This is a genomic window from Mesorhizobium sp. B1-1-5 (genome assembly GCF_006443065.1).
GTDB lineage: Bacteria > Pseudomonadota > Alphaproteobacteria > Rhizobiales > Rhizobiaceae > Mesorhizobium.
Genome location: NZ_VFWS01000028.1, coordinates 1 through 19,618, shown reverse-complemented (window position 1 = coordinate 19,618; position 19,618 = coordinate 1). Strand labels below are relative to the sequence as shown.

The following is a 19,618-nucleotide window of genomic DNA, read 5'->3' as shown; positions in this document are numbered from 1 at the left end:
CGCGTTGGCATCGTCATCCGATAGAAACGTCAGATAGCGACCTGCGTGCCGATCTCGACCACGCGTCCGGTCGGAATCTGGAAATACTCCGTTGCATCCGCTGCCGTCCGCGCAAGGCCGATGAACAGGCGGTCCTGCCAGACCGGCATGCCGGAATTGGGCGAGGCCTTAAGCGAGCGACGCGAGAGGAAGAACGACGTCGTCATGATGTCGAACTTCCAGCCCTGCTTGCGGCAGATGGCCAGCGCGCGCGGAATGTTGGGCTGCTCCATGTAGCCGAATGTCAAAGTCACGCGCATGAACAGCTCGTTGACCGTCTCCAGCTTCACGCGTTCGCTGTCCGGCACGACCGGCTGCGGCGCCGTCACCACCGACAGGATGACGTTCTTTTCGTGCAGCACCTTGTAGTGCTTCAGGCTGTGCATCAGAGCCGTGGGGGCGCTCAGCGGATCGCTGGTCAGGAACACGGCGGTGCCCGAGACGAGCTGCGGCTTCTTCTTCAATAGGTTCCCCGCCAGGAAATCGAGCGGGATCTCGTTGCGGCGCGTCTTGTCGAAGAGGTAGCGGGTTCCGCGGATCCAGGTCCACATGATCAGGCCCATGAGGCAGGCGACGGTGATCGACACCCAGCCGCCTTCGACGATCTTGACGACGTTGGCCGAGAAGAAGCCGAGATCGATGACGCCGAACAGCAATGCCAGCGCTAGTGCGGCCGCAACCTGCCATTTCCAGAGCCAGCGCATGACGACGAACAAAAGGATCGTCGTCATCAGCATCTCGCCGGTCACCGAAATGCCATAGGCCGAGGCGAGCGCGCTCGAGCTGCCGAACCCGACGACCAGAAGCATGACGCCGAGCGCCACCAGGAGATTGACCCTCGGCATATAGATCTGGCCGCTCTGCATCTCGGAAGTATGCTGCACCTCGATACGGGGCAGAAGGTTGAGCTGCACCGCCTGCCTTGTCAGCGAGAAGGCGCCGGAAATGACGGCCTGGCTGGCGATGACGGTGGCCGCGGTCGCCAGGCCCACCATCGGCATCAGCGCCCATTCGGGCAGCATCTGGAAGAACGGGTTGGTGGGCTTGCCGCCATGCGAGAGCACGAAGGCGCCCTGCCCGAAATAATTCAGGAGCAGGCAAGGGAAAACGATTGCGAACCAGGCCATCACGATCGGCTTGCGGCCGAAATGGCCGAGGTCGACATAGAGCGCCTCAGCGCCAGTGACGGCCAGGAACACGGCACCCACGGTGACGAAGGCGCCCGTCGGCGTGGTGGCGAGATAATAGATCGCGTAATAGGGATTGATCGCCAGGAAAACGGACGGGTCATCGACGATATGATAGATGCCGGCCGCTCCGATGGCCACGAACCATGTCGCCGTCACCGGTCCGAACACCGCCGCCACCTTGCCCGTGCCGAAGCGTTGCACGGCGAAAAGCACGGCCAGGATGACCAGCGTGATCGGGACCACGTAGGCGTCGAGCGCCGGGGTGACGACTTTCAGGCCCTCAACCGCCGAAAGCACCGAGATCGCCGGCGTGATGATCGAATCGCCGAAGAACAATGCCGCGCCGCAAAGGCCGATCACCAGGATGAGACGCGAGCCCGGGGGGTAGGCGCTGCGCGCCAGCGACATCAGCGACAGCGTGCCGCCTTCGCCCTTGTTGTCGGCCCTGAGCACGAAGGCGACATATTTTATCGTGACGATGATGGTGAGCGCCCAGACGATCAGCGACAGCACGCCGAGCACGTCATAGCGGGCGACCGAGCTCGACGAGGCATGCAGCGCCTCGCGGAAGGCGTAGATCGGGCTCGTGCCGATATCGCCGTAGACGACGCCCAGCGCGCCAAGCATGAGAACCTTGGTGCTGTGCTGCCGCTCGGTTTCGGCATGGCCCGAGCGTTCGAGGGATTCCGTCTCGCTGGCGTTGGCTAGCACCATGAACCCCATTTCATCAGATTCGCCACGCTTCGACGTCGCCGCAACGCGCGGGACGCACCGAAACTGCCGGAGTTACGCAAGGCGCCCTACCATCCGCAGGCCTTCAAGAACCGCCCGACAGTGCCGGCCATGCCATACTCCAGCGCATCCGCTGTCAACCCATGTCCGATCGATACTTCGGCTAATGCCGGAATGCGTTTGGCCAGCGGCGGCAGGTTCTTCACGGTCAGATCGTGGCCGGCATTGACACCGAGCCCGGCCGCGAACGCCGCATCAGCGGTTTTTCCCAACCTTTCCAGTTCTTTCGCCGCCTTTGCGGAATCGGAATGGTAACCTCCATATGGCCCGGTATAGAGCTCGATGCGGTCGGCGCCGGTATCGCGCGCCGCGTTCACCCCATCAGGATCGGCGTCGGAGAACAAAGACACGCGAAACCCGCCCTTCTTCAACCGCTTGACGATCGGAGTGAGGAACGCCGCCTGGGCGACGAAGTTCCAGCCATGGTCAGATGTCGCCTGCGCAGGGTCGTCCGGCACCAGCGTCACTTGCTCGGGCTGGTTCTTTTCGACAAGCGCCAGGAAATCCTCGGTCGGATAGCCCTCGATGTTGAACTCCGCGCCCGGAAACTCGTCATCGATCAGCGCCCTGATCTCCGGCAGGTCGGAATGCCTGGTGTGCCGCTCGTCAGGGCGGGGATGCACCGTCAGCCCGTGCGCGCCGGCGGCAAGCGCTATGCGGCCAAGTCCGGTCACACTCGGCCATGGCAGGTCGCGACGGTTGCGCAGCATGGCGACGGCGTTGAGATTGACCGAAAGCTTGGCGGGCATGAACTGAGGTCCAGTGGATCGGCGCGCATCTATAGCGCCTTTGACGGGAACAGATAGAGGGTTTCGCGTGTTCCAGGGGATAGATGGAGGCTAACATAAGGAATTGCCAGTGAATTTCCTCGAAGCCGTGCCGGCGATCCGCCGCATCGAGACCAACCGCGATGCGCTTTTCGCCATCGACGTCGTCGGCGATGTCTCGCCGGCCGATGCGGAAAACCTGTTCGGACTGCTGGAGGCCGCCTACGCGCTGCATCCCAGGATCGACGTGCTGGTCAGGTTGACCGACGAGGAAAGCGTCGACTGGGCCAATATCAAGCAAGACACGCTCAAGCAGGGCGTGGCCGACGCGATGCAACATGTCGTGCGCTGCGCGGCCATCGGCGAGCCGAGTTGGGCCCCCCTCGTCGCCGGCCTTTTCCCCAAGACGCTGCCTTTCGAATTCAGGCGCTTTGGCGTCGACGACGAGGAAGCCGCCTGGCAATGGCTTGGCGCGCGCCCGACATGACATTCGCTGGGGCAATTCCAGGAAAAGTGCGCAGCGGTTTTCCGTCCGGAATTGCGCCAAAACAAGGAGATGGAGCGGTTCGCCGTTTCCGTGAAACGGTGAACCGCTTTAGTCGTCAGCGCACCACCGTCAGCCGCTCGGCGGCCCGGGTGATGGCGGTGTAGAGCCAGCGCTGCCTGGTTTCCTTGAACGCCCAGCTCTCGTCGAACAGCACCACGTCGTTCCATTGCGAGCCCTGCGCCTTGTGCACGGTCAGCGCATAGCCGTAGTCGAAATCGTCGAAGCGTTTCTTCTGCTGCCAGGGGATCTCGGCATCGGGATCCTCGAATGCCGCCTTGAGCAGCTTGATCTTGGCGACGCCGCGGTCGGGGTCGTCCTCTTCCGGCGAGACCAAAAGGTTGATGCCAGGTTTCACCGTCTCGCGCGACGAGGTCATCACCTTCCACAGCGAACCGTTGAGCAGCCCCTTGGCCGGATCGTTGCGCAGGCAGACCAGCTTGTCGCCGGCTTGCGGGAAGTCGGCATTGAACCCTTTCAGCTCGCGCAGCCTTTGATTGTAGCGCCTGCGCGTGCGGTTGGTGCCGACCAGCACCTGGTCGGCCTTGAGAACCAGCTCCTGGTTGACAGCTTCCCTGCCGATCACCTGCGCCGCGCCATAGTCGCCATGCATGAATTCGCGGCCCTCGCGCACATCGAGCGCCAGCCGGATGATGGGATTGTCGCGCGCCTGGCGGTGGATTTCGGTTAACAGCACATCCGGTTCGTGTTCGGTGAAGAAGCCGCCGCCCGATATCGGCGGCAGCTGCGCCGGATCGCCCAGCACCAGGATCGGCGTGCCGAAACTCTGCAGGTCGCGACCGAGCTGCTCGTCGACCATCGAGCATTCGTCGATGACGACGAGCTTGGCGCGCGAAATCGGGCTTTGCCGGTTGAGCGAGAAGGTCGGCGACATCGATGTCTTGCCGGTGACTTCGTCCTCGACCGATTCCTCGCCCTTCGGCCTATAGATCAGCGAATGGATGGTGCGGGCGTTGGTCGCCCCTTTCGAGCGCAGCACCTGCGCCGCCTTGCCGGTGAAGGCGGCGAACTGTACCTGGCCGTCGACATGCTCGGCGAAATAGCGCGCCAGCGTCGTCTTGCCGGTGCCGGCATAGCCGAACAGCCGAAAGACCTGTGGCCGGCCCTCTTTGAGCCAGCGCCCGACCGCCTTCAGAGCCTCGTCCTGTTGGGGAGAAAATTCCATCAGTGCGACAGACCGGATTCGCTGACGAAAGACAAGATTGGCCGCCATCTCGACCGTTGCCGGCTGCGAGCGCGAGCCTCGTCAACTCAGGCTATCAGGCGCCAACCGGAACGTAAAGAGAACAAAGACGATCTATCGGACTGCGCCTGGATCATTCTCCAACAGGATCGGCTTGCCATGCGGCGTCGCATGCGCGGCACGTTCCCAGGCGGCAGCGAGCTCGTCGACCTCACCCTTGCGGGCGACACCCTTCCTGGACAACAGCTTCTCCAGCGCCGCCAGCCAATGCTCGTAGTAATCGTGACCGTCCGTTGCCGCGCCTGGCTGCTTCACCTCGGCCGAAAGCGCCTCCGCCCATTCGCTCCACGAGAACAGGCCTTTGTCGTGCAGCGCAACCGTCAGGGCGAAGGCTTCGGCCTGCCACGGCTCGGCGAAGACCGGCTCGTCGAAACCGGCCGGCAACGCACCTTCATGCCGGCTCAAGATAGCTCTCCCAGGCATCGATCGAGACGCTGAGCGTCGGATCGGCGCCTTCGCCCCAGATTTCGCCCCCGTCGAAGACCACGGTGTAGACCCATTGCGGGTTTTCGCCCTTGCCGTGCGCATTGCTGTCGGGGAAGACGAAACCATCCCGCACCGCCTTGATCCTCCCGCGCTTGCCGCGCGCATAGCGCGGCAGGCGCGTATGTGCGGTCGGGTTGAAATTCTTCGTCCGCACGCGATCGCCCGGCTGAAAACGCGCCGGCGTGGCGACCGGCCGGTTGCAAGGCCCGCCCTTGGCGAGCACCGCGGGCACATCCGCCGCCTTCAGCACTCTCTTCGGCGTCGCGGCGGGATCGACGGCCTTGCCGGCGGCAAGGTCGCGCTCGGTGATGAAGCCGTGGCGTTTCAGGAGCGTTTCCAGCGCCTTGATCCAGATCTGGTAGTAGCTCGAGGAATAATAGTCGGCGGGATGCAGCGATTCCCGCGCATGCCGGCTTTCGTCGATATTCCAGGCGCCCATGGCACCGGCCGTCAGCGTCACACCCAGCGCCCGCTTTTCCCAAGCAGCATGGAAATAGGGCTCGTCCTTCTCGGGCGCGACCGGCCCGAAACCCATCTGCCCGCCGAGATCCTGCGGTCCGTTCATGCCAGCTCCCCTTCCGGCTCTTTGGCAAGCGCGGTGCCGATCATCGCGTCGCGGCTGACCAGCCCGGCGAGCTGCTCTTCGCTCCAGCCCTCGGTTCCCTTGGGACGCATCGGCACCACGAGGTAGCGAAGCTCGGCGGTGGAATCCCAGACGCGGATTTTCGTCTGCGCCGGCAGTGTCAGTCCGAACTCCTCCAGCACGCCGCGCGGATCGATCACCGCCCGGGAGCGGTAAGGCGGCGCCTTGTACCACACCGGCGGCAGGCCAAGCACCGACCACGGATAGCAGGAGCAGAGCGTGCAGACGACGAGGTTGTGCGTCTCCCCGGTGTTGAACACGGCCTGCATGTGCTCGCCCTGGCGGCCGGTGTAGCCCAGCGAGGCGATCGCCGCCGTCGCGTCGCGCTTGAGCCATTCGGCATAGTCAGGATCGTTCCAGGCCTTCGCCACCACCCGCGCCCCGTTGCGCGGACCGATCTTCGTCTCATAGGTGTCGACGATGACGTCGATGGCCGCAGGGTCGATCAGGCCCTTTTGGGTCAGGATCGTCTCCAGCGCGCGCACGCGCGCCGCGAACGGATCGAGCTCGTTGTCGTGATCATGATCATGGGACATGGCCACAGACTAGGATCGGCTGCGGCCGGCGGCAAGCGCCACGGCTTGGGCCAGTCGGAGCGATCTACTCGGCTGCCGTCTTCTGCGGCTCGGGTTCGCCATCGAACAGCGAGCGTTGCTCGCCGTTTTCCACCACATGCAGCGCCGGCCGGCTCTTCTTCGACGAGAAGCCGAGCAGCCAGCCGGAGAAATTCTCGAAATAGACGTAGATCACTGGCGTCACGAACAGCGTCAGCGCCTGCGAGGCGAGCAGGCCGCCGACCACCGCGACCCCGAGCGGCTGGCGCAATTCGGCGCTGGCGCCGGTGCCGAGCGCGATCGGGAACGTGCCCATCAACGCGGCAAGCGTCGTCATCATGATCGGCCGGAAGCGCATCAGGCAGGCTTTGTGAATGGAGTCCCTCGCCGACATGCCTTGCCGCCTGAGCTCCAGCGCGACGTCGACCATCATGATGCCGTTCTTCTTGACGATGCCGATCAGCATCAGGATGCCGATCACCGCGATCACCGACAGATCCATGCCTGCGAAGCGCAGCGCTACCACGGCGCCCAGCACCGCCGACGGCAGGCCGGTGAGGATGGTGAGCGGGTGGATGAAGCTCTCATAAAGCATGCCGAGCACGATATAGATCGTCAGGATCGCGCCGCCGATCAGCAGGCCCTGGTTGGCAAGCGAATCCTGGAAGGTTTTGGCCGTGCCGGCAAAGCTCGTCGAGATCTCCTTCGGCATGCCGATCTGTTCTTTGAGCTGGTCGATGCGGGTCACCGTGTCGCCGAGCGAGACGCCTTGCGGCAGGTTGTAGGAGATCGTCACCGCCGGAAGCTGACCGAGCTGATTGATCGTCAGCGCGCCGGCCGTGCGGTCGACATGGGCGAAGGCGCCGAGAGGCACAAGGCTGCCGCTCGCCGTGCGCATCTGGATGGCGAGCATCCGTTCGGGCGACCACTCGATCTTGGGATCGAGCTCGGTGATGACCTCGTAGCTGTCGGCCGAACCGAAGATCGTCGAAACCTGGTCGGTGCCGAAGCCGCCATAGAGGGCGGAACGCAGCGTGTTGGTGTCGATGCCGAGCTGGGCGGCCTTGTCGCGGTCGATCACCAGCGAGGCCTGCGATGCGTTGTTCTGCAGGTCGCTGGTGACATCGGTGAATTTCGTGTGATCCGCGGCCATCGCGTCGTTCAGCTTCTGCGCCCAGATATCCGTCTGGCCGGTGTCGAGCCCCTGCACCACGAGCTGATAGGCGCTTGCCGACGACCGCGAGCCGAGCCGCAGGTTCTGCACGGGCTGCATATAGGTCTCGATGCCCGCCACGCCCGCCAGTTGGCGTCTCAGATCGGAGAGCACTTTCTCGATGTTGGGCCGCTGGTCCTTGCCCTTAAGCTGGACGAAGAGCTGACCCTGGTTGAGCGCGTTGTTGCCGCTGCCCGCCGACCAGGCCACATGGTCGACATAGGGCGACTTCGAAAACACGCTGGCCACCTGCCCTTGCAGCTTCGCCATGGCGTCGAACGAAATGTCCTGGCGCGCGATCGTGCTCACCGATATCTGGCCGATATCCTCCTGCGGAAAGAAGCCCTTCGGGGAGACCTGGATCACCCACACCGACGCCGCGGCGGTCGCGATGAAGACGAGGAACACCAGGAAGGTGTTTCGCAGGCAGAAGCCCAGGATCCGGTCGTAGCCGCGCGTGATGAGGTCCGGCTTATGACCGGGGGCATGCTTTTCGCGATCGGCCTTGGTCACCGACAACAGGCGCGAGCAGAGCATCGGCGTCAGCGTCAGCGACACGAACATCGAGGCCAGGATGGCGACGGTCACCACGACGGCGAATTCGTTGAAGATGCGGCCGATGACGCCGCCCATCAGCAGCACCGGAATGAACACCGCCACCAGCGAGATCGAGATCGAGATGATGGTGAAGCCGATTTCGCGCGCCCCCTTCAGCGAAGCGTCGAAGGCGGACAGCCCGTCCTCTTCCATATGGCGGAAGATGTTTTCCAGCATGACGATGGCGTCGTCGACGACAAGACCGACGGCCAAAGTCAATCCCATCAGCGAGATGTTGTCGATCGAGAAGCCGAACAGGAACATCGCGCCAAGCGTGGCGATCAGCGAGATCGGCACCGCCACCGCCGGGATGATCGTCGCCGTCACCCTGCGCAGGAACACGAAGATCACCAGCACCACAAGCGCGATGGTCAACAGCAGCGTAAACTGGACGTCGTCGACGGCCTGGCGGATCGATGTCGAGCGGTCGTTGAGCAGCTTGATCTGGGCAGCGGCCGGCATCTGCTCCTGGAAGGACGGCAGCATCGCCTTGACCTTGTCGACGACGTCGACGGTGTTGGCGTCGGGCTGGCGCTGCACGGCCATGATGATCGCGCGCGTGCCATCATACCAGCTCGCCGTCGTCGTGGTCTGCACGGAATCGACGACGCGCGTCACGTCGCCCAGCCGCACCGGGCGGCCGTTCTTGGTGGCGATGATGAGGTTGGAGAAGCCTGCGGCGTCGGTAAGCTGCGTGTTGGCGGTAATCGTCAGCTGCTGCTTGTTGTTCTGCAAAACACCGAGCGGGGTGTTGCTGTTGGCCGAGGTGATGGCGGCCTGCAGCTGATCGATCGAGATGCCGCGCGCGGCCAGCGCGGTCGGATCGATCTGGATGCGCACGGCATATTTCTGCTGGCCGAAGATCGAGACCTGGGCCACGCCGTCGATGGTCGACAGCGAGGGCGAGATGACATTTTCGGCGAAGGCGTCGAGGTCGGTCAGCGGGATCGTGTCGCTGACCAGCGACATCAGGAGGATCGGCGCGTCGGCCGGATTGACCTTGCGATAGCTTGGCGGCGAGGTCATTTCCGGCGGCAGCGATCTTTGCGTGCGCGCGATCGCCGCCTGGACGTCCGCGGCCGCGGCATCGATGTCACGGTTGAGCACGAACTGGATGGCGATCGAGGTCTGGCCGAGCGAATTGGTGGTCGAGATCGAATCGATGCCGGCGATCGTCGCGAATTGCTTGATCAGCGGCGTCGCCACCGATGTCGCCATCGTCTCCGGCGAAGCGCCGGGCAGGCTGGCCGAAACATTGACCACCGGGAATTCGGCGCTGGGCAGCGCCGCCACCGGCAGGAACTTGTAGGCAAAAATACCGCCCAGGATGAGTGCGAACGACATCAGAAGGGTGGCGACAGGCTTGCGGATGCAGAATTCGGAGATCATCGGCTCGCCCCGCCGGCCTTGTCGGCCTCCGCGACCTTGGGCGATGCCTGATCACCGGATCCCGCGGCGGGTTTGCCTTCATGCACCGCCGCGCCGTTTTTCAACCGTGTCTGGCCTTCGACGACGACCTTCTCGCCGCTCTTGAGACCGTCGCTGATGGCGCTGTTTTGGCCCTCCGTCAGCGCCACCTGCACCGGCCGCATCTCGACGGTGTTGTCCGGCTTGACGACATAGACGAACGGCCCCTTCTGGCTGGACTGCACCGCGACCGTCGGAACCGAGGTCATCTGCGGCATCATGCCGGCCTCGAGCACCACGTTCACATATTGCCCAGGCCACAGCGAAAGATCCGAATTCGGTATGCTCGCCCGCGTGGCGATGGTGCCGGAGGCCGTATCGACGCTGGAATCGACGAAATCGAGTGTGCCCTTGCCGATCGGCGTGGGATCGCCGGTCTTGGTCAGCGTCACGTCGCCTTGCTGTGGATCGGAGAGCGCCTTGTGCAACAGGGCAAGGTTGCTCTCGGGCAGCGTGAAGTTCACCTGCAGCGGATCCATCTGCGTGATGGTGACCAGCGGCGTCGAGCTGCTCGAACTGCCGTTGCTGGTGGTGACGAGATCGCCGACCGAGACGTTGACCGCGCCGAGCCGGCCCGAGATCGGCGCCGTAATCGCTGCATAGCTCAATTGCACGGTGTCGGCATCGATGGTCGCCTTGTCGGCGTCGATGGTGGCGGCAGCGGCTTTCTGCGCCGCCAGCGCCTGATCGTAGGTCTGCTGCGTGCCGGCCTGCTTGGCGACGAGGTCCTTGGCGCGCTGCAGATCGGCCTGGGCGCTCACCAGCATCGCCTGGTCCTTGGCGAGCTGCGCCTGATCCTTGGCGAGTTGCGCCCTCAGCGCCCGGTCATCGAGCGAAATGAGCAGATCGCCGGCCTTGACCATCTGCCCGTCCTTCGCCGCGATCGACACGATCTGGCTGGAAACACGGGCGTTGATATTGACCACCTCCGGTGAGGAGACGAAGCCGATGGCATAGCGGCGTATCGGAAAATCGGCGGTCGTCGCGGTGGCGGAGACGATCGAGGCCGAACGCGGACCACTGCCTTTCGCATTGTCGCTTTTCGCATTGTCCGGGGCACCGGCCGCTTTATCGCCGCTCGATGTCTTGTCCGCGGCGGTCACGCCAGCCTGCTTGCCCGAAATCAGCTGCTGGACCTTGGCCAACGTCGTGGGCGAAAGATAGAGCCCGGCGCCCGCCAGGCAGGCGACCGCAACAACTGCAAAGGCAATTTTTCCGCGCATCGACAAATAAGCCTTCTACCCGACACGCCGATCCCGGTGGTCCATTCTAGCTCGCTTCACGACCTCGTGCCGCGATTTTCGTGGAGTAGATAGGACAAGGCTTTGGCCGAAAAGGGCCAAAACGGGGCATTACGAAGATTTAATGTGCACTGCACAATAGCCAAGCAGCCGGCAAACGAACCCAACGAACGCCTCTGCGACCGTCCGAAAACTGTCAGATGTGTTGAGATTCAGGTCAGGCCGAGTCGAAAACGATGGTTTTCGAGAACCGGCCTACGCCAGCCGTAGCCTTCATAGGGCGGAGACACTTATGAGGGCTTCGGCCGGCGAAGGCCGGAGCGGAGCGTACTTTTCGTACGTGAGCACCGGAAGCGCAGAAAGCCAGCGTTTGCAGGCCGGCCTCACCTGAATATCGGCACATCTAACGGAGCATTGGCCACAGAGTCGCCGCCAAGAGCACACCCATGGCGATATTGAACCATTTCAGCCGCACAGGATCCGACAGGAAGCCGCGCAGCGCCGTGCCGAAGCCGGCCCACACCGAAACGCTGGGCAGGTTGACGATGGTGAAGGCGATCGAGATCAGCGCCACCGAGACGAACGGGTGATCGGCATTGGTGTAGACAGCCATCGCGGTGATCGCCATCACCCATGCCTTGGGGTTCACCCACTGGAATGCGGCGGCGTCGATGAAGCGCATCGGCCGCCCCTCCGCTCCTTTTCCGTCGCTTATCGAGCGCGACATGGCGATCTTCCAGGCGAGGTAGAGCAGGTAGGCGGCGCCGGCGATCTTCAGCGCCGTATGCAGCGCCGGCACCGCGGTCAGCACCGCGCCGAGCCCGAAGCCGACGGCCAGCAGCAGGACCAGGAAGCCGATGCTGATGCCCAGCATGTGCGGAACCGTCCTGGCGATACCGAAATTGACGCCGGAAGCCAGCAGCATGAGGTTGTTCGGCCCCGGCGTGATCGAAGTCACGAAGGCATAGACCAACAGGGCAAGGAATGTGTCGAGCGACATGTTATCCTCCCGGATATGTCAGCCTTACTGTCCTTTAGCGAATGCGCAAAAGCCAGAACCGGGCAACCGCCGGGCCAAAGCTTGAAAACAGGATGGTCGTCCTGTTTCACATTCCCTGCGGGCCGCGGTTCATCGCGGCGACGCCGGTGCGGCAGATCTCGACCAGGCCGAGCGGCTTCATGATGGCGATGAACTGGTCGAGCTTGGACCCCTTGCCGGTGATCTCGAAGATGAAATGCTCGGTGTTGGCGTCGATCACGCTGGCGCGGAACGCGTCGGCGAGCCTCAGCGCCTCGACCCGGGCGTCGCCCGTGCCGGCGACCTTGACCAGCGCCAGCTCCCGTTCCAGCGGCCGCTCCTGGCCTAGCTCATGCGAGCGCACGGTCAGGTCGACCACCCTGTGCACCGGCACGATGCGCTCGAGCTGATGCTTGATCTGCTCCATCACATGCGGCGTGCCGCGCGTCACGATGGTGATGCGCGACAGATGCTTCTCATGCTCGGTCTCGGAAACGGTAAGGCTTTCGATGTTGTAGCCGCGGCCCGAGAACAGGCCGATGACGCGCGCAAGCACGCCCGGCTCGTTGTCGACCAGCACGGAAAGCGTGTGCGTTTCCGGCTTCTCGGTTTCCTTGGCGATAAAATAGGCGGAGCCGGTCGGTTGAAGGTGCTGTGCGTTCATGGATAACTTTCTATCTCGGTTTTTCTCTGTATCCAAAAGGGCTAGGACGAGTATGCTCAGCTCTTGAAGGTGACTGACGATGCAATCCGCTCGACTGCATCATGTAATTCCTGCATTTGCGCCTCATTGCCCACCACAATCATACGCAAAAAGAAACCATCTTTGCTAATACTGAAGCGCTGAGAGAATTGCTTGACACTTCCGCTCAGCATTACCGTACCCTCAAGTAAAACTCCTTCGGAACCGGCAAACTCTATCCGCTTGGTAGACCGAATCTCAGCTGCCCGGAAACTTGACGTAATCCTAAGTTGAGTTTCCGCCATCTTTTCCAGACTGCCCGCCGATATCGACCCCGTCTGGTGAACCACAGCGAGGATTGGTTGCACATCGCCGGAGTTCACATCGTTTGGACCTACTGTGAGCAATGCTCCCGCCCCTGCGGGCGTGCCCACGAGCCGAAAAGGCTTGCTTACATCGAGATGAAACGGCAGGAGCGAAAGCTGCTCATCTTCAGACGCGATAGGTCCAGTTTTTGCAGAGGCGAATACTTCCCTTACTATGGAAGCCTCGAGACGGTTTTGTTCCCAAACCTGTAGAGTGACCAGTGCTGTCTTGGTGCCACCGTACAAAGCCATCCATTTGTCAAAACGGCCATCCAAGGTGTCCTGCGTTCCGTGTATGAGCGGGATGGTTTCCCCTGAATTTGTTGCTAGCCACTCAAGGGTATTTACTTTGATACCGCCTTGAGAAAATTTTGCGTTTACCTTGTGGACATCTGAAAAAAGTGCCGACATCTCACCGAATGCTTCTTTTGGCAATTCGGTAACAGAAATTGTTCCCTTTATCCCATTGTTCACAAAACCGGCAAAATCTGTCGCAGGCTCAAAACCTTCCGGCGGCGCCAAAGATACGGTTGTTCCCCGCACGTTGCGGATTTCTTGAGCTACTGACTTGTCGTTGACGACAAGAACGATCGCTAATGCGCCCAGCACCGCTAGTATGAGGGGTAGCGTTAAGCAAAACGTTCCTGCCGACTTCTTCATGTGGAACCCCGTGTGTGGAAATAACTACACCAGTTCCCTGCCCTTGGCATCGATGGCGTTGGCCACCGCCTCGTCGGTCGCCTCGTCGGGCAGCAGCATCTCGTTATGCGCCTTGCCCGACGGGATCATCGGGAAGCAGTTGGCCAAGGTCGCCACGCGGCAGTCGAACAACACCGGCTTCTTGACCGTGATCATCTCGCGGATCGCGTCGTCGAGCTCGTCCGGCTTGTCGCAGCGAATGCCGTGGCCGCCATAGGCTTCCGCCAGCTTGACGAAGTCCGGCATCGCCTCGGTATAGGAATGCGACAGCCGGTTGCCGTGCAGCAGCTGCTGCCATTGGCGCACCATGCCCATATACTGATTGTTGAGGATGAAGATCTTGATCGGCGCCTCATACTGCACCGCCGAGCTCATTTCCTGCATGGTCATCTGCACCGAAGCGTCGCCGGCAATGTCGATGACCAGCGCGTCGGGATGCGCGATCTGCACGCCGAGCGCGGCCGGCAGGCCGTAGCCCATCGTGCCGAGACCGCCGGACGTCATCCAACGATTCGGCTTGTCGAAATGATAGTGCTGCGCCGCCCACATCTGGTGCTGGCCGACTTCGGTGGTGATGTAGGTGTCCTTATCTTTGGTCAGTTCGTAGAGCCGCTGGATCGCGTATTGCGGCATGATCACGTCGTTGTTCATCTTGTAGGCGAGCGAATCCCGCGCCCGCCATTTCGCGATCTGCTCCCACCACGGATAGAGCGCCTTCTTGTCGACCTTGGCGGTCGCCCGCCACAGCCGCACCATATCTTCGAGCACCCGGCCGACATCGCCGATAATCGGCACCTCTGTGTGAACGTTTTTGTTGATCGACGACGGGTCGATATCGATGTGGATCTTCTTCGAGTTCGGCGAGAATGCGTTGAGCCGGCCGGTGATGCGATCGTCGAAGCGCGCGCCGATGCAGACCATCACGTCGCAGTCATGCATGGCCATATTGGCTTCGTAGGTGCCGTGCATGCCGAGCATCCCGACCCAGTTCTTGCCGGATGCCGGATAGGCGCCGAGGCCCATCAGCGTCGAGGTGATCGGAAAGCCGGTGAGATCGACCAGCTCGCGCAGCAGATGGCTGGCTTCCGCGCCGGAATTGATGACGCCGCCGCCCGAATAGATGATCGGCCTCTTCGCGCCGGCCATCAGCTCGACGGCGGCCTTCACCTTTTCCAGGTCGCCCTGGACCTTCGGCTGGTAGCTGGTGCGCGGCGCCGTCTGCGGCGGCACGTAGATGCCCTTGGCGAACTGCACGTCCTTCGGAATATCGACCACGACCGGGCCGGGTCGGCCGGTCGTCGCGACATGAAAGGCCTCATGGATGGTGGCGGCGAGCTCGTTGACGTCCTTCACCAGCCAGTTGTGCTTGGTGCAGGGTCGCGTGATGCCGACCGTGTCGCATTCCTGGAAGGCGTCGGAGCCGATCAGCGAGGTCGGCACCTGGCCAGTCAGGCAGACCAGCGGGATCGAATCCATCAGCGCGTCCTGCAACGGCGTCACCGCGTTGGTGGCGCCTGGGCCCGACGTCACCAGCATGACGCCGGCCTTGCCGGTCGAGCGCGCATAGCCTTCGGCCGCGTGGCCGGCGCCCTGCTCGTGCCGCACCAGAATGTGCTCGACGTCGTCCTGCTGGAAAATCTCGTCGTAGATCGGAAGCACGGCACCGCCCGGATAGCCGAACACATGCTTGACGCCGTTGTCCTTCAGCGCCTGCACCACCATTTCGGCGCCCGTCATTTCGCGCCGCTCGTTCTGTCCGTTGCTCATCGGTCTGGTCCCGTAATGTTCGCCGCCTGGCGATTTGCTGGTCGTTTAGTCGTGTTCAAGGCAATAAAAAAGGCCCCCGAGGGAGCCTGTGTGGTGCGCATGGGAGGTTTTCGCCCGGCGGTTACACCGCCTTGCCCACGCGCCAGCCTACGAGAATGAGTGCCGTTTTCATGGGCGCGGACAATAAGGGCCAAAACGCGGGCTCGTCAATGGGGTCCAGCGCGAATTCACTCGCCTGTGAGAGACGGTACCTGCGCGCTACCACCCCACAGCTACCATAGTACAGTTGAGCGTCGCTCTCCGACGCACCACTATACGCTGGCAAAAGACGTGCGAGGAGGACGCATGGCTGGCGAGCACATACGCGAGATCGAGCAGGTCGTGTCCGGCGTGCGATCGTCTCGCGACGATGTCATAGTTCAATCCTGGCCGCGCTGCATCGGTACCCATCGACTCGACCCGGCACGGCCGATCGAAGCCCATATCGCCCTAACAGATTGATTTCATTGCAATCGCTCATGAGCGTCGCGGTTGGCAGGCTGCTTATTGCTCATGCCGGACTCTAGCAAAGTGGAGGAGAACAAATGCTCGAGAGAACACCCACCACCAAGGCGCAGGCGCTGCTCGACAAGTTCGGCAAGGCGCTGGAAGCCGGCGACATCGACAGCGCCGTCAACTGCTTCCAGGCCGATTGCTACTGGCGCGACCTCGTCACCTTCACCTGGAACCTGAAGACGATGGAGGGCCAGGACCAGATCCGCGACATGCTGCAGGCGACGCTGGCCAGCACCAGGCCGACCGGATGGGCGGTGGCCAAGGACGAGGAAGCGAGCGAGGACAGCGGCGTCACCACTGCCTGGATCACCTTCGAGACGAGCGTTGCCCGCGGCTTTGGCCTCGTGCGGTTCAAGGGCGACCTGATCTGGACCCTGCTCACCACCATGGCGGAGCTGAAAGGCCATGAGGAGAAGGCCGGCTTCACCCGCCCGCTCGGCGCCAAGCACGGCCACGGCAAGGGCCGCAAGACGTGGCGTGAGGAGCGCGACGACGAGATCGCCGAACTCGGCCACACCAAGCAACCCTATGTCGTGATCATCGGCGGCGGCCAGGGCGGTATCGCGCTCGGCGCCCGGCTGAAGCAGCTCGGTGTGCCGGCCATCATCGTCGAGAAGAACGAGCGCCCGGGCGATTCCTGGCGCAAGCGCTACAAGTCGCTCTGCCTGCACGACCCGGTCTGGTACGATCACCTGCCCTATATCGACTTTCCGAAGAACTGGCCGGTCTTCGCGCCCAAGGACAAGATCGGCGACTGGCTGGAAATGTACACCAAGGTGATGGAGCTGAACTATTGGTCTTCCACCACCGCCAAATCCGCCAAATACGACGAGAAGGCCAAGGAATGGACGATCGTCGTCGAGCGCGGCGGCAAGGAGATCGTGCTGAAGCCGAAGCAACTGGTGCTGGCGACCGGCATGTCGGGCAAGGCGAACTGGCCGAAATACAAAGGCCAGGACATCTTCAAGGGCGAGCAGCAGCACTCCTCGACCCATCCCGGACCGGACAAATACCGCGGCAAGAAGGTGGTGGTCATCGGCTCCAACAACTCGGCCCACGACATCTGCGCGGCGCTGTGGGAAGGCGGCGCCGATGTGACCATGGTGCAGCGCTCGTCGACCCACATCGTCAAGTCGGACACGCTGATGGATGTCGGGCTTGGTGCGCTCTACTCCGAGCAGGCGGTGGAGAACGGCATGACGACGGGCAAGGCCGACATGATCTTCGCTTCGTTGCCCTACCGCATCCTGCATGAGTTCCAGATCCCGCTTTACCGGCAGATGAGGGAGCGCGACGCGAAATTCTACGACGACCTGGAAAAGGCTGGCTTCATGCTCGATTGGGGCGACGACGGCTCGGGCCTGTTCATGAAATATCTGCGCCGCGGCTCCGGCTACTACATCGATGTCGGCGCCTGCGACCTCGTCATCGACGGCTCGATCAAGCTGAAGAGCGGACCGGGCGCCGCTGTGCAGGAACTCACCGAAACCGGTGTCAAATTCGTCGACGGCACCGAATTGCCGGCCGACCTCGTCATCTATGCCACCGGCTACGGCTCGATGAACGGCTGGGCCGCCGACCTCATTTCGGAGGAGGTAGCGGACAAGGTGGGCAAAGTCTGGGGCCTCGGCTCCGCCACGACGAAAGACCCGGGTCCCTGGGAAGGCGAGCAGCGCAACATGTGGAAGCCGACGCAGCAGGAAGCGCTCTGGTTCCATGGCGGCAACCTGCACCAGTCGCGCCACTATTCGCAGTATCTGTCGCTGCAGCTGAAGGCGCGCCAAGTTGGCCTGCCGACGCCCGTCTACGGGCTGCAGGAGGTGCACCACAAGAGCTGACGCACGGCGCTCTCGCGGATGGCAGAAGCCCAACGGGCCGGGCTTCTGCCGTCTATGCCGCCTTTTCAGCCGCGAACTTCTTCACCACCCGATCGAGCAAGGGCACGTAGTCGCGAAAGGTCCGCGTCTTCATGTTGGCGACTTTGCCGCCCTCGTCCCAGATACGCACCCGCACCGCTTCGTCGTGGAAGGGATTGCTGCGGAACTCAGCCACCTCCTTCGCGCTCATCGGCCCGCCCTGCAGCGACAGCGTATGCACCGAAGCTGGCGACAGCTTGCCGAAATAGGTCGGATCGGTGGCGCACAGATAACGCTTGGCCGAGACATGCAGCCTGACGCATTCGACGATGACCGGCGGGAAGAACGGCGCCAGCACCTCACCGCCCGCCTCGTCATGGTGCTTGTCCTCGACATCGTCAGGCGAATAGGTGCCGAACTCGCTGGTGTAGTGGCCGATGTCGTGCAGCAGCGCCGCCGCCACAAGCTCCTCCGGCGCGCCGTCCTGCTCGGCCAGCCGCGCGCCCTGCAGCATATGCTCCGACATCGTGACCGGCTCGCCGAGATAGGATTCGGCGCCGCGACGCTCGAAAATATCGGCGATGAATTCGACGATGTTGCCTGAGCTCAATTCGTCCGGCTTCATTCCGCCGCCTCCTTGAAACCATGCTCGATCGCCGCAAGCGTCGACAGCAGGCCGTCCTTGTCGGCGTAGCAGCCCTGCAGCCAGCGCTTGCCGCTGCCGGAAAACGCCTTGCGCGCATGCATGACGCGGGTGTTGTCGACGATGAAGCATTGCCCCGCCTCGAGCTTGAACGTGACCTCGAAGGCAGGATCCTCGATCAGCTCGGCGAACCGGCGATAGACCGCATAATATTTGTCCATCACAGCGAAGGGCACATCGACGGTCGGGGCCAGCGAGCGGTTGTTGAAGCGGATGCAGATGAGCTCGCCATCGGGCCCGAGCTCGATCATCGGCCGCTTGGACTTGAGCCGCACGCCCGACGAGCCGGCATATTCGAAACGCGCCGGATAGGAAGAGAGCAGCCGGAATCCGTCCGGGTTTTCCGACTGAAGCGCGGCGGCCACCGCGAACCCGTCGACGACGCTGGACTCGCCGCCTTCCACCGTGTTCTCGATGCAGGCCAGGATCTGCAGCGTCGGCACCGGATCGCGATAGGGATTGTCGGTATGCGCCTGCAGGCCGAGATTGGTGTAGGCGAGATTGTTCGGATTGACCTCGGCCCGCACCTCAAACCAGCGCCCGTAATTGGTCTCCCTTATATAGCCGAAAAGGTCAGCCACCTTGCACAGCGCGCCGGATTCGGCAGGCAGGCCGTCCATCACGGCCAAGCCGAAGCTGCGGACCGCGGCCAACCACTGCCGCAAGACGTTGCTGTCGCGGCTGGCATCGGCATAGGCGGCGCGCGGCACGGATTTCTGCATCGTGGCTTTCGTCCAGCGCTCTATGTCGCTTGCCGTCCAGCCAGGCTCGCGCACCTCCTTGCGATCATAGGCATGAGCGCGGAGCCAGCTTGAGGGAAAGCTGACGACCTTGCCTTCGGGAACGAACGTGACCTCGAGCAGCTCGCCCTTGATCTCGGCCGCGCCGATCCGCGTCTCGGGGGGAATATCGAGGATGGTGATCAGCCGCTGTCCGTTGCCGGCGCTGCGCGTCTTGTCGTCCAGCGCGTTGTCGCGCAGCCATATCGCGTGGAAGCGGCTCACCGTTCCGTCCTTCCAGCAAAGCTCGATCACGCGTCCGTCGTCGTCTAGCGTTGCCGTCCCCAACATTCCGAAAGCTCCTATCCTTCACCCGCCACTAGTTCTCCGACACAGGGATTTTGAAAGGTTGCCGTTTGTCTTGGTGCAAGATTTTCCGTTCATTTCCGTGAAACCA

At 62.6% G+C, this 19,618-nt stretch carries 16 protein-coding genes; 2 read left to right on the top strand and 14 right to left on the bottom strand.

The genetic code is table 11. The features are described from left to right. Window positions 1-29: 29 nt before the first annotated feature. Window positions 30-1,943 carry a potassium transporter Kup gene (locus FJ980_RS12235; protein WP_140543140.1) on the bottom strand — a complete coding sequence of 638 codons (1,914 nt, stop codon included), beginning with the start codon at window positions 1,941-1,943 and terminating at the stop codon, window positions 30-32. Between the two features lie 86 nt (window positions 1,944-2,029). After that, complete coding sequence (locus FJ980_RS12230) at window positions 2,030-2,770, bottom strand: pyridoxine 5'-phosphate synthase (protein ID WP_140543139.1); 741 nt, start codon at window positions 2,768-2,770, stop codon at window positions 2,030-2,032. Between the two features lie 109 nt (window positions 2,771-2,879). On the opposite strand from FJ980_RS12230, the gene FJ980_RS12225 reads away from it, so the two are divergent. Next, complete coding sequence (locus FJ980_RS12225; protein ID WP_181175949.1) at window positions 2,880-3,275, top strand: STAS/SEC14 domain-containing protein; 396 nt, start codon at window positions 2,880-2,882, stop codon at window positions 3,273-3,275. Between the two features lie 115 nt (window positions 3,276-3,390). Here the strand turns inward: FJ980_RS12225 and FJ980_RS12220 are convergent, their stop codons facing one another. From FJ980_RS12220 to FJ980_RS12175, 10 genes are all read right to left on the bottom strand, one after another. Further along, a complete protein-coding gene (locus tag FJ980_RS12220; protein ID WP_140543138.1) occupies window positions 3,391-4,518 on the bottom strand; it encodes an ATP-dependent RecD-like DNA helicase in 1,128 nt (375 codons plus the stop codon). 132 nt (window positions 4,519-4,650) lie between these two features. Further along, complete coding sequence (locus FJ980_RS12215) at window positions 4,651-5,001, bottom strand: nitrile hydratase accessory protein (protein ID WP_140543137.1); 351 nt, start codon at window positions 4,999-5,001, stop codon at window positions 4,651-4,653. Continuing rightward, window positions 4,988-5,647, bottom strand: coding sequence for a nitrile hydratase subunit beta (nthB, locus tag FJ980_RS12210; RefSeq protein ID WP_140543136.1), 660 nt, complete (start codon window positions 5,645-5,647; stop codon window positions 4,988-4,990). Before nthB ends, FJ980_RS12215 begins: the two co-directional genes overlap by 14 nt. After that, window positions 5,644-6,261, bottom strand: coding sequence for a nitrile hydratase subunit alpha (nthA, locus tag FJ980_RS12205; RefSeq protein ID WP_140543135.1), 618 nt, complete (start codon window positions 6,259-6,261; stop codon window positions 5,644-5,646). Before nthA ends, nthB begins: the two co-directional genes overlap by 4 nt. Before the next feature lie 64 nt (window positions 6,262-6,325). After that, window positions 6,326-9,478: an efflux RND transporter permease subunit gene (locus FJ980_RS12200; protein ID WP_140543134.1), complete on the bottom strand. Its 3,153-nt coding sequence runs from the start codon at window positions 9,476-9,478 to the stop codon at window positions 6,326-6,328. Continuing rightward, window positions 9,475-10,779, bottom strand: coding sequence for an efflux RND transporter periplasmic adaptor subunit (locus FJ980_RS12195; RefSeq protein ID WP_140543133.1), 1,305 nt, complete (start codon window positions 10,777-10,779; stop codon window positions 9,475-9,477). The genes FJ980_RS12200 and FJ980_RS12195 overlap by 4 nt, the downstream gene beginning before the upstream one ends. A gap of 421 nt (window positions 10,780-11,200) precedes the next feature. Further along, window positions 11,201-11,797: a LysE family translocator gene (locus FJ980_RS12190; protein WP_140543132.1), complete on the bottom strand. Its 597-nt coding sequence runs from the start codon at window positions 11,795-11,797 to the stop codon at window positions 11,201-11,203. Between the two features lie 106 nt (window positions 11,798-11,903). After that, entirely contained in the window at window positions 11,904-12,479 is a 576-nt protein-coding gene (ilvN, locus tag FJ980_RS12185; RefSeq protein ID WP_027169049.1) for an acetolactate synthase small subunit, read from the bottom strand. Between the two features lie 56 nt (window positions 12,480-12,535). After that, entirely contained in the window at window positions 12,536-13,522 is a 987-nt protein-coding gene (locus FJ980_RS12180) for a hypothetical protein (RefSeq protein ID WP_140543131.1), read from the bottom strand. Between the two features lie 24 nt (window positions 13,523-13,546). Next, entirely contained in the window at window positions 13,547-15,328 is a 1,782-nt protein-coding gene (locus FJ980_RS12175) for an acetolactate synthase 3 large subunit (RefSeq protein ID WP_140543130.1), read from the bottom strand. A 584-nt stretch (window positions 15,329-15,912) separates the two neighbouring features. Between FJ980_RS12175 and FJ980_RS12170 the strand changes: the two genes are divergently transcribed. Then, window positions 15,913-17,721, top strand: coding sequence for an NAD(P)/FAD-dependent oxidoreductase (locus FJ980_RS12170; RefSeq protein ID WP_140543129.1), 1,809 nt, complete (start codon window positions 15,913-15,915; stop codon window positions 17,719-17,721). Between the two features lie 52 nt (window positions 17,722-17,773). On the opposite strand, the gene FJ980_RS12165 is transcribed toward FJ980_RS12170, so the two are convergent. Both FJ980_RS12165 and FJ980_RS12160 read right to left on the bottom strand, forming a co-directional pair. Beyond that, on the bottom strand, window positions 17,774-18,364 hold the full coding sequence (locus tag FJ980_RS12165; protein ID WP_140543128.1) for an HD domain-containing protein: 591 nt from the start codon (window positions 18,362-18,364) through the stop codon (window positions 17,774-17,776). Further along, window positions 18,361-19,512 carry a gamma-butyrobetaine dioxygenase gene (locus tag FJ980_RS12160; protein WP_140543127.1) on the bottom strand — a complete coding sequence of 384 codons (1,152 nt, stop codon included), beginning with the start codon at window positions 19,510-19,512 and terminating at the stop codon, window positions 18,361-18,363. The genes FJ980_RS12165 and FJ980_RS12160 overlap by 4 nt, the downstream gene beginning before the upstream one ends. Between the last annotated feature and the right edge of the window lie 106 nt (window positions 19,513-19,618).

What these genes read in the sequence shown, in the direction of transcription:
- FJ980_RS12235 (WP_140543140.1), bottom strand. Translation starts at nt 1,943, where the DNA reads ATGGTGCTAGCCAACGCCAGCGAGACGGAATCCCTCGAACGCTCGGGC.
- ilvN (WP_027169049.1), bottom strand. Translation starts at nt 12,479, where the DNA reads ATGAACGCACAGCACCTTCAACCGACCGGCTCCGCCTATTTTATCGCC.
- FJ980_RS12165 (WP_140543128.1), bottom strand. Translation starts at nt 18,364, where the DNA reads ATGAAGCCGGACGAATTGAGCTCAGGCAACATCGTCGAATTCATCGCC.
- FJ980_RS12170 (WP_140543129.1), top strand. Translation starts at nt 15,913, where the DNA reads ATGCTCGAGAGAACACCCACCACCAAGGCGCAGGCGCTGCTCGACAAG.
- FJ980_RS12220 (WP_140543138.1), bottom strand. Translation starts at nt 4,518, where the DNA reads ATGGAATTTTCTCCCCAACAGGACGAGGCTCTGAAGGCGGTCGGGCGC.
- FJ980_RS12160 (WP_140543127.1), bottom strand. Translation starts at nt 19,512, where the DNA reads ATGTTGGGGACGGCAACGCTAGACGACGACGGACGCGTGATCGAGCTT.
- FJ980_RS12195 (WP_140543133.1), bottom strand. Translation starts at nt 10,779, where the DNA reads ATGCGCGGAAAAATTGCCTTTGCAGTTGTTGCGGTCGCCTGCCTGGCG.
- FJ980_RS12175 (WP_140543130.1), bottom strand. Translation starts at nt 15,328, where the DNA reads ATGAGCAACGGACAGAACGAGCGGCGCGAAATGACGGGCGCCGAAATG.
- nthB (WP_140543136.1), bottom strand. Translation starts at nt 5,647, where the DNA reads ATGAACGGACCGCAGGATCTCGGCGGGCAGATGGGTTTCGGGCCGGTC.
- FJ980_RS12230 (WP_140543139.1), bottom strand. Translation starts at nt 2,770, where the DNA reads ATGCCCGCCAAGCTTTCGGTCAATCTCAACGCCGTCGCCATGCTGCGC.
- FJ980_RS12180 (WP_140543131.1), bottom strand. Translation starts at nt 13,522, where the DNA reads ATGAAGAAGTCGGCAGGAACGTTTTGCTTAACGCTACCCCTCATACTA.
- FJ980_RS12190 (WP_140543132.1), bottom strand. Translation starts at nt 11,797, where the DNA reads ATGTCGCTCGACACATTCCTTGCCCTGTTGGTCTATGCCTTCGTGACT.
- nthA (WP_140543135.1), bottom strand. Translation starts at nt 6,261, where the DNA reads ATGTCCCATGATCATGATCACGACAACGAGCTCGATCCGTTCGCGGCG.
- FJ980_RS12200 (WP_140543134.1), bottom strand. Translation starts at nt 9,478, where the DNA reads ATGATCTCCGAATTCTGCATCCGCAAGCCTGTCGCCACCCTTCTGATG.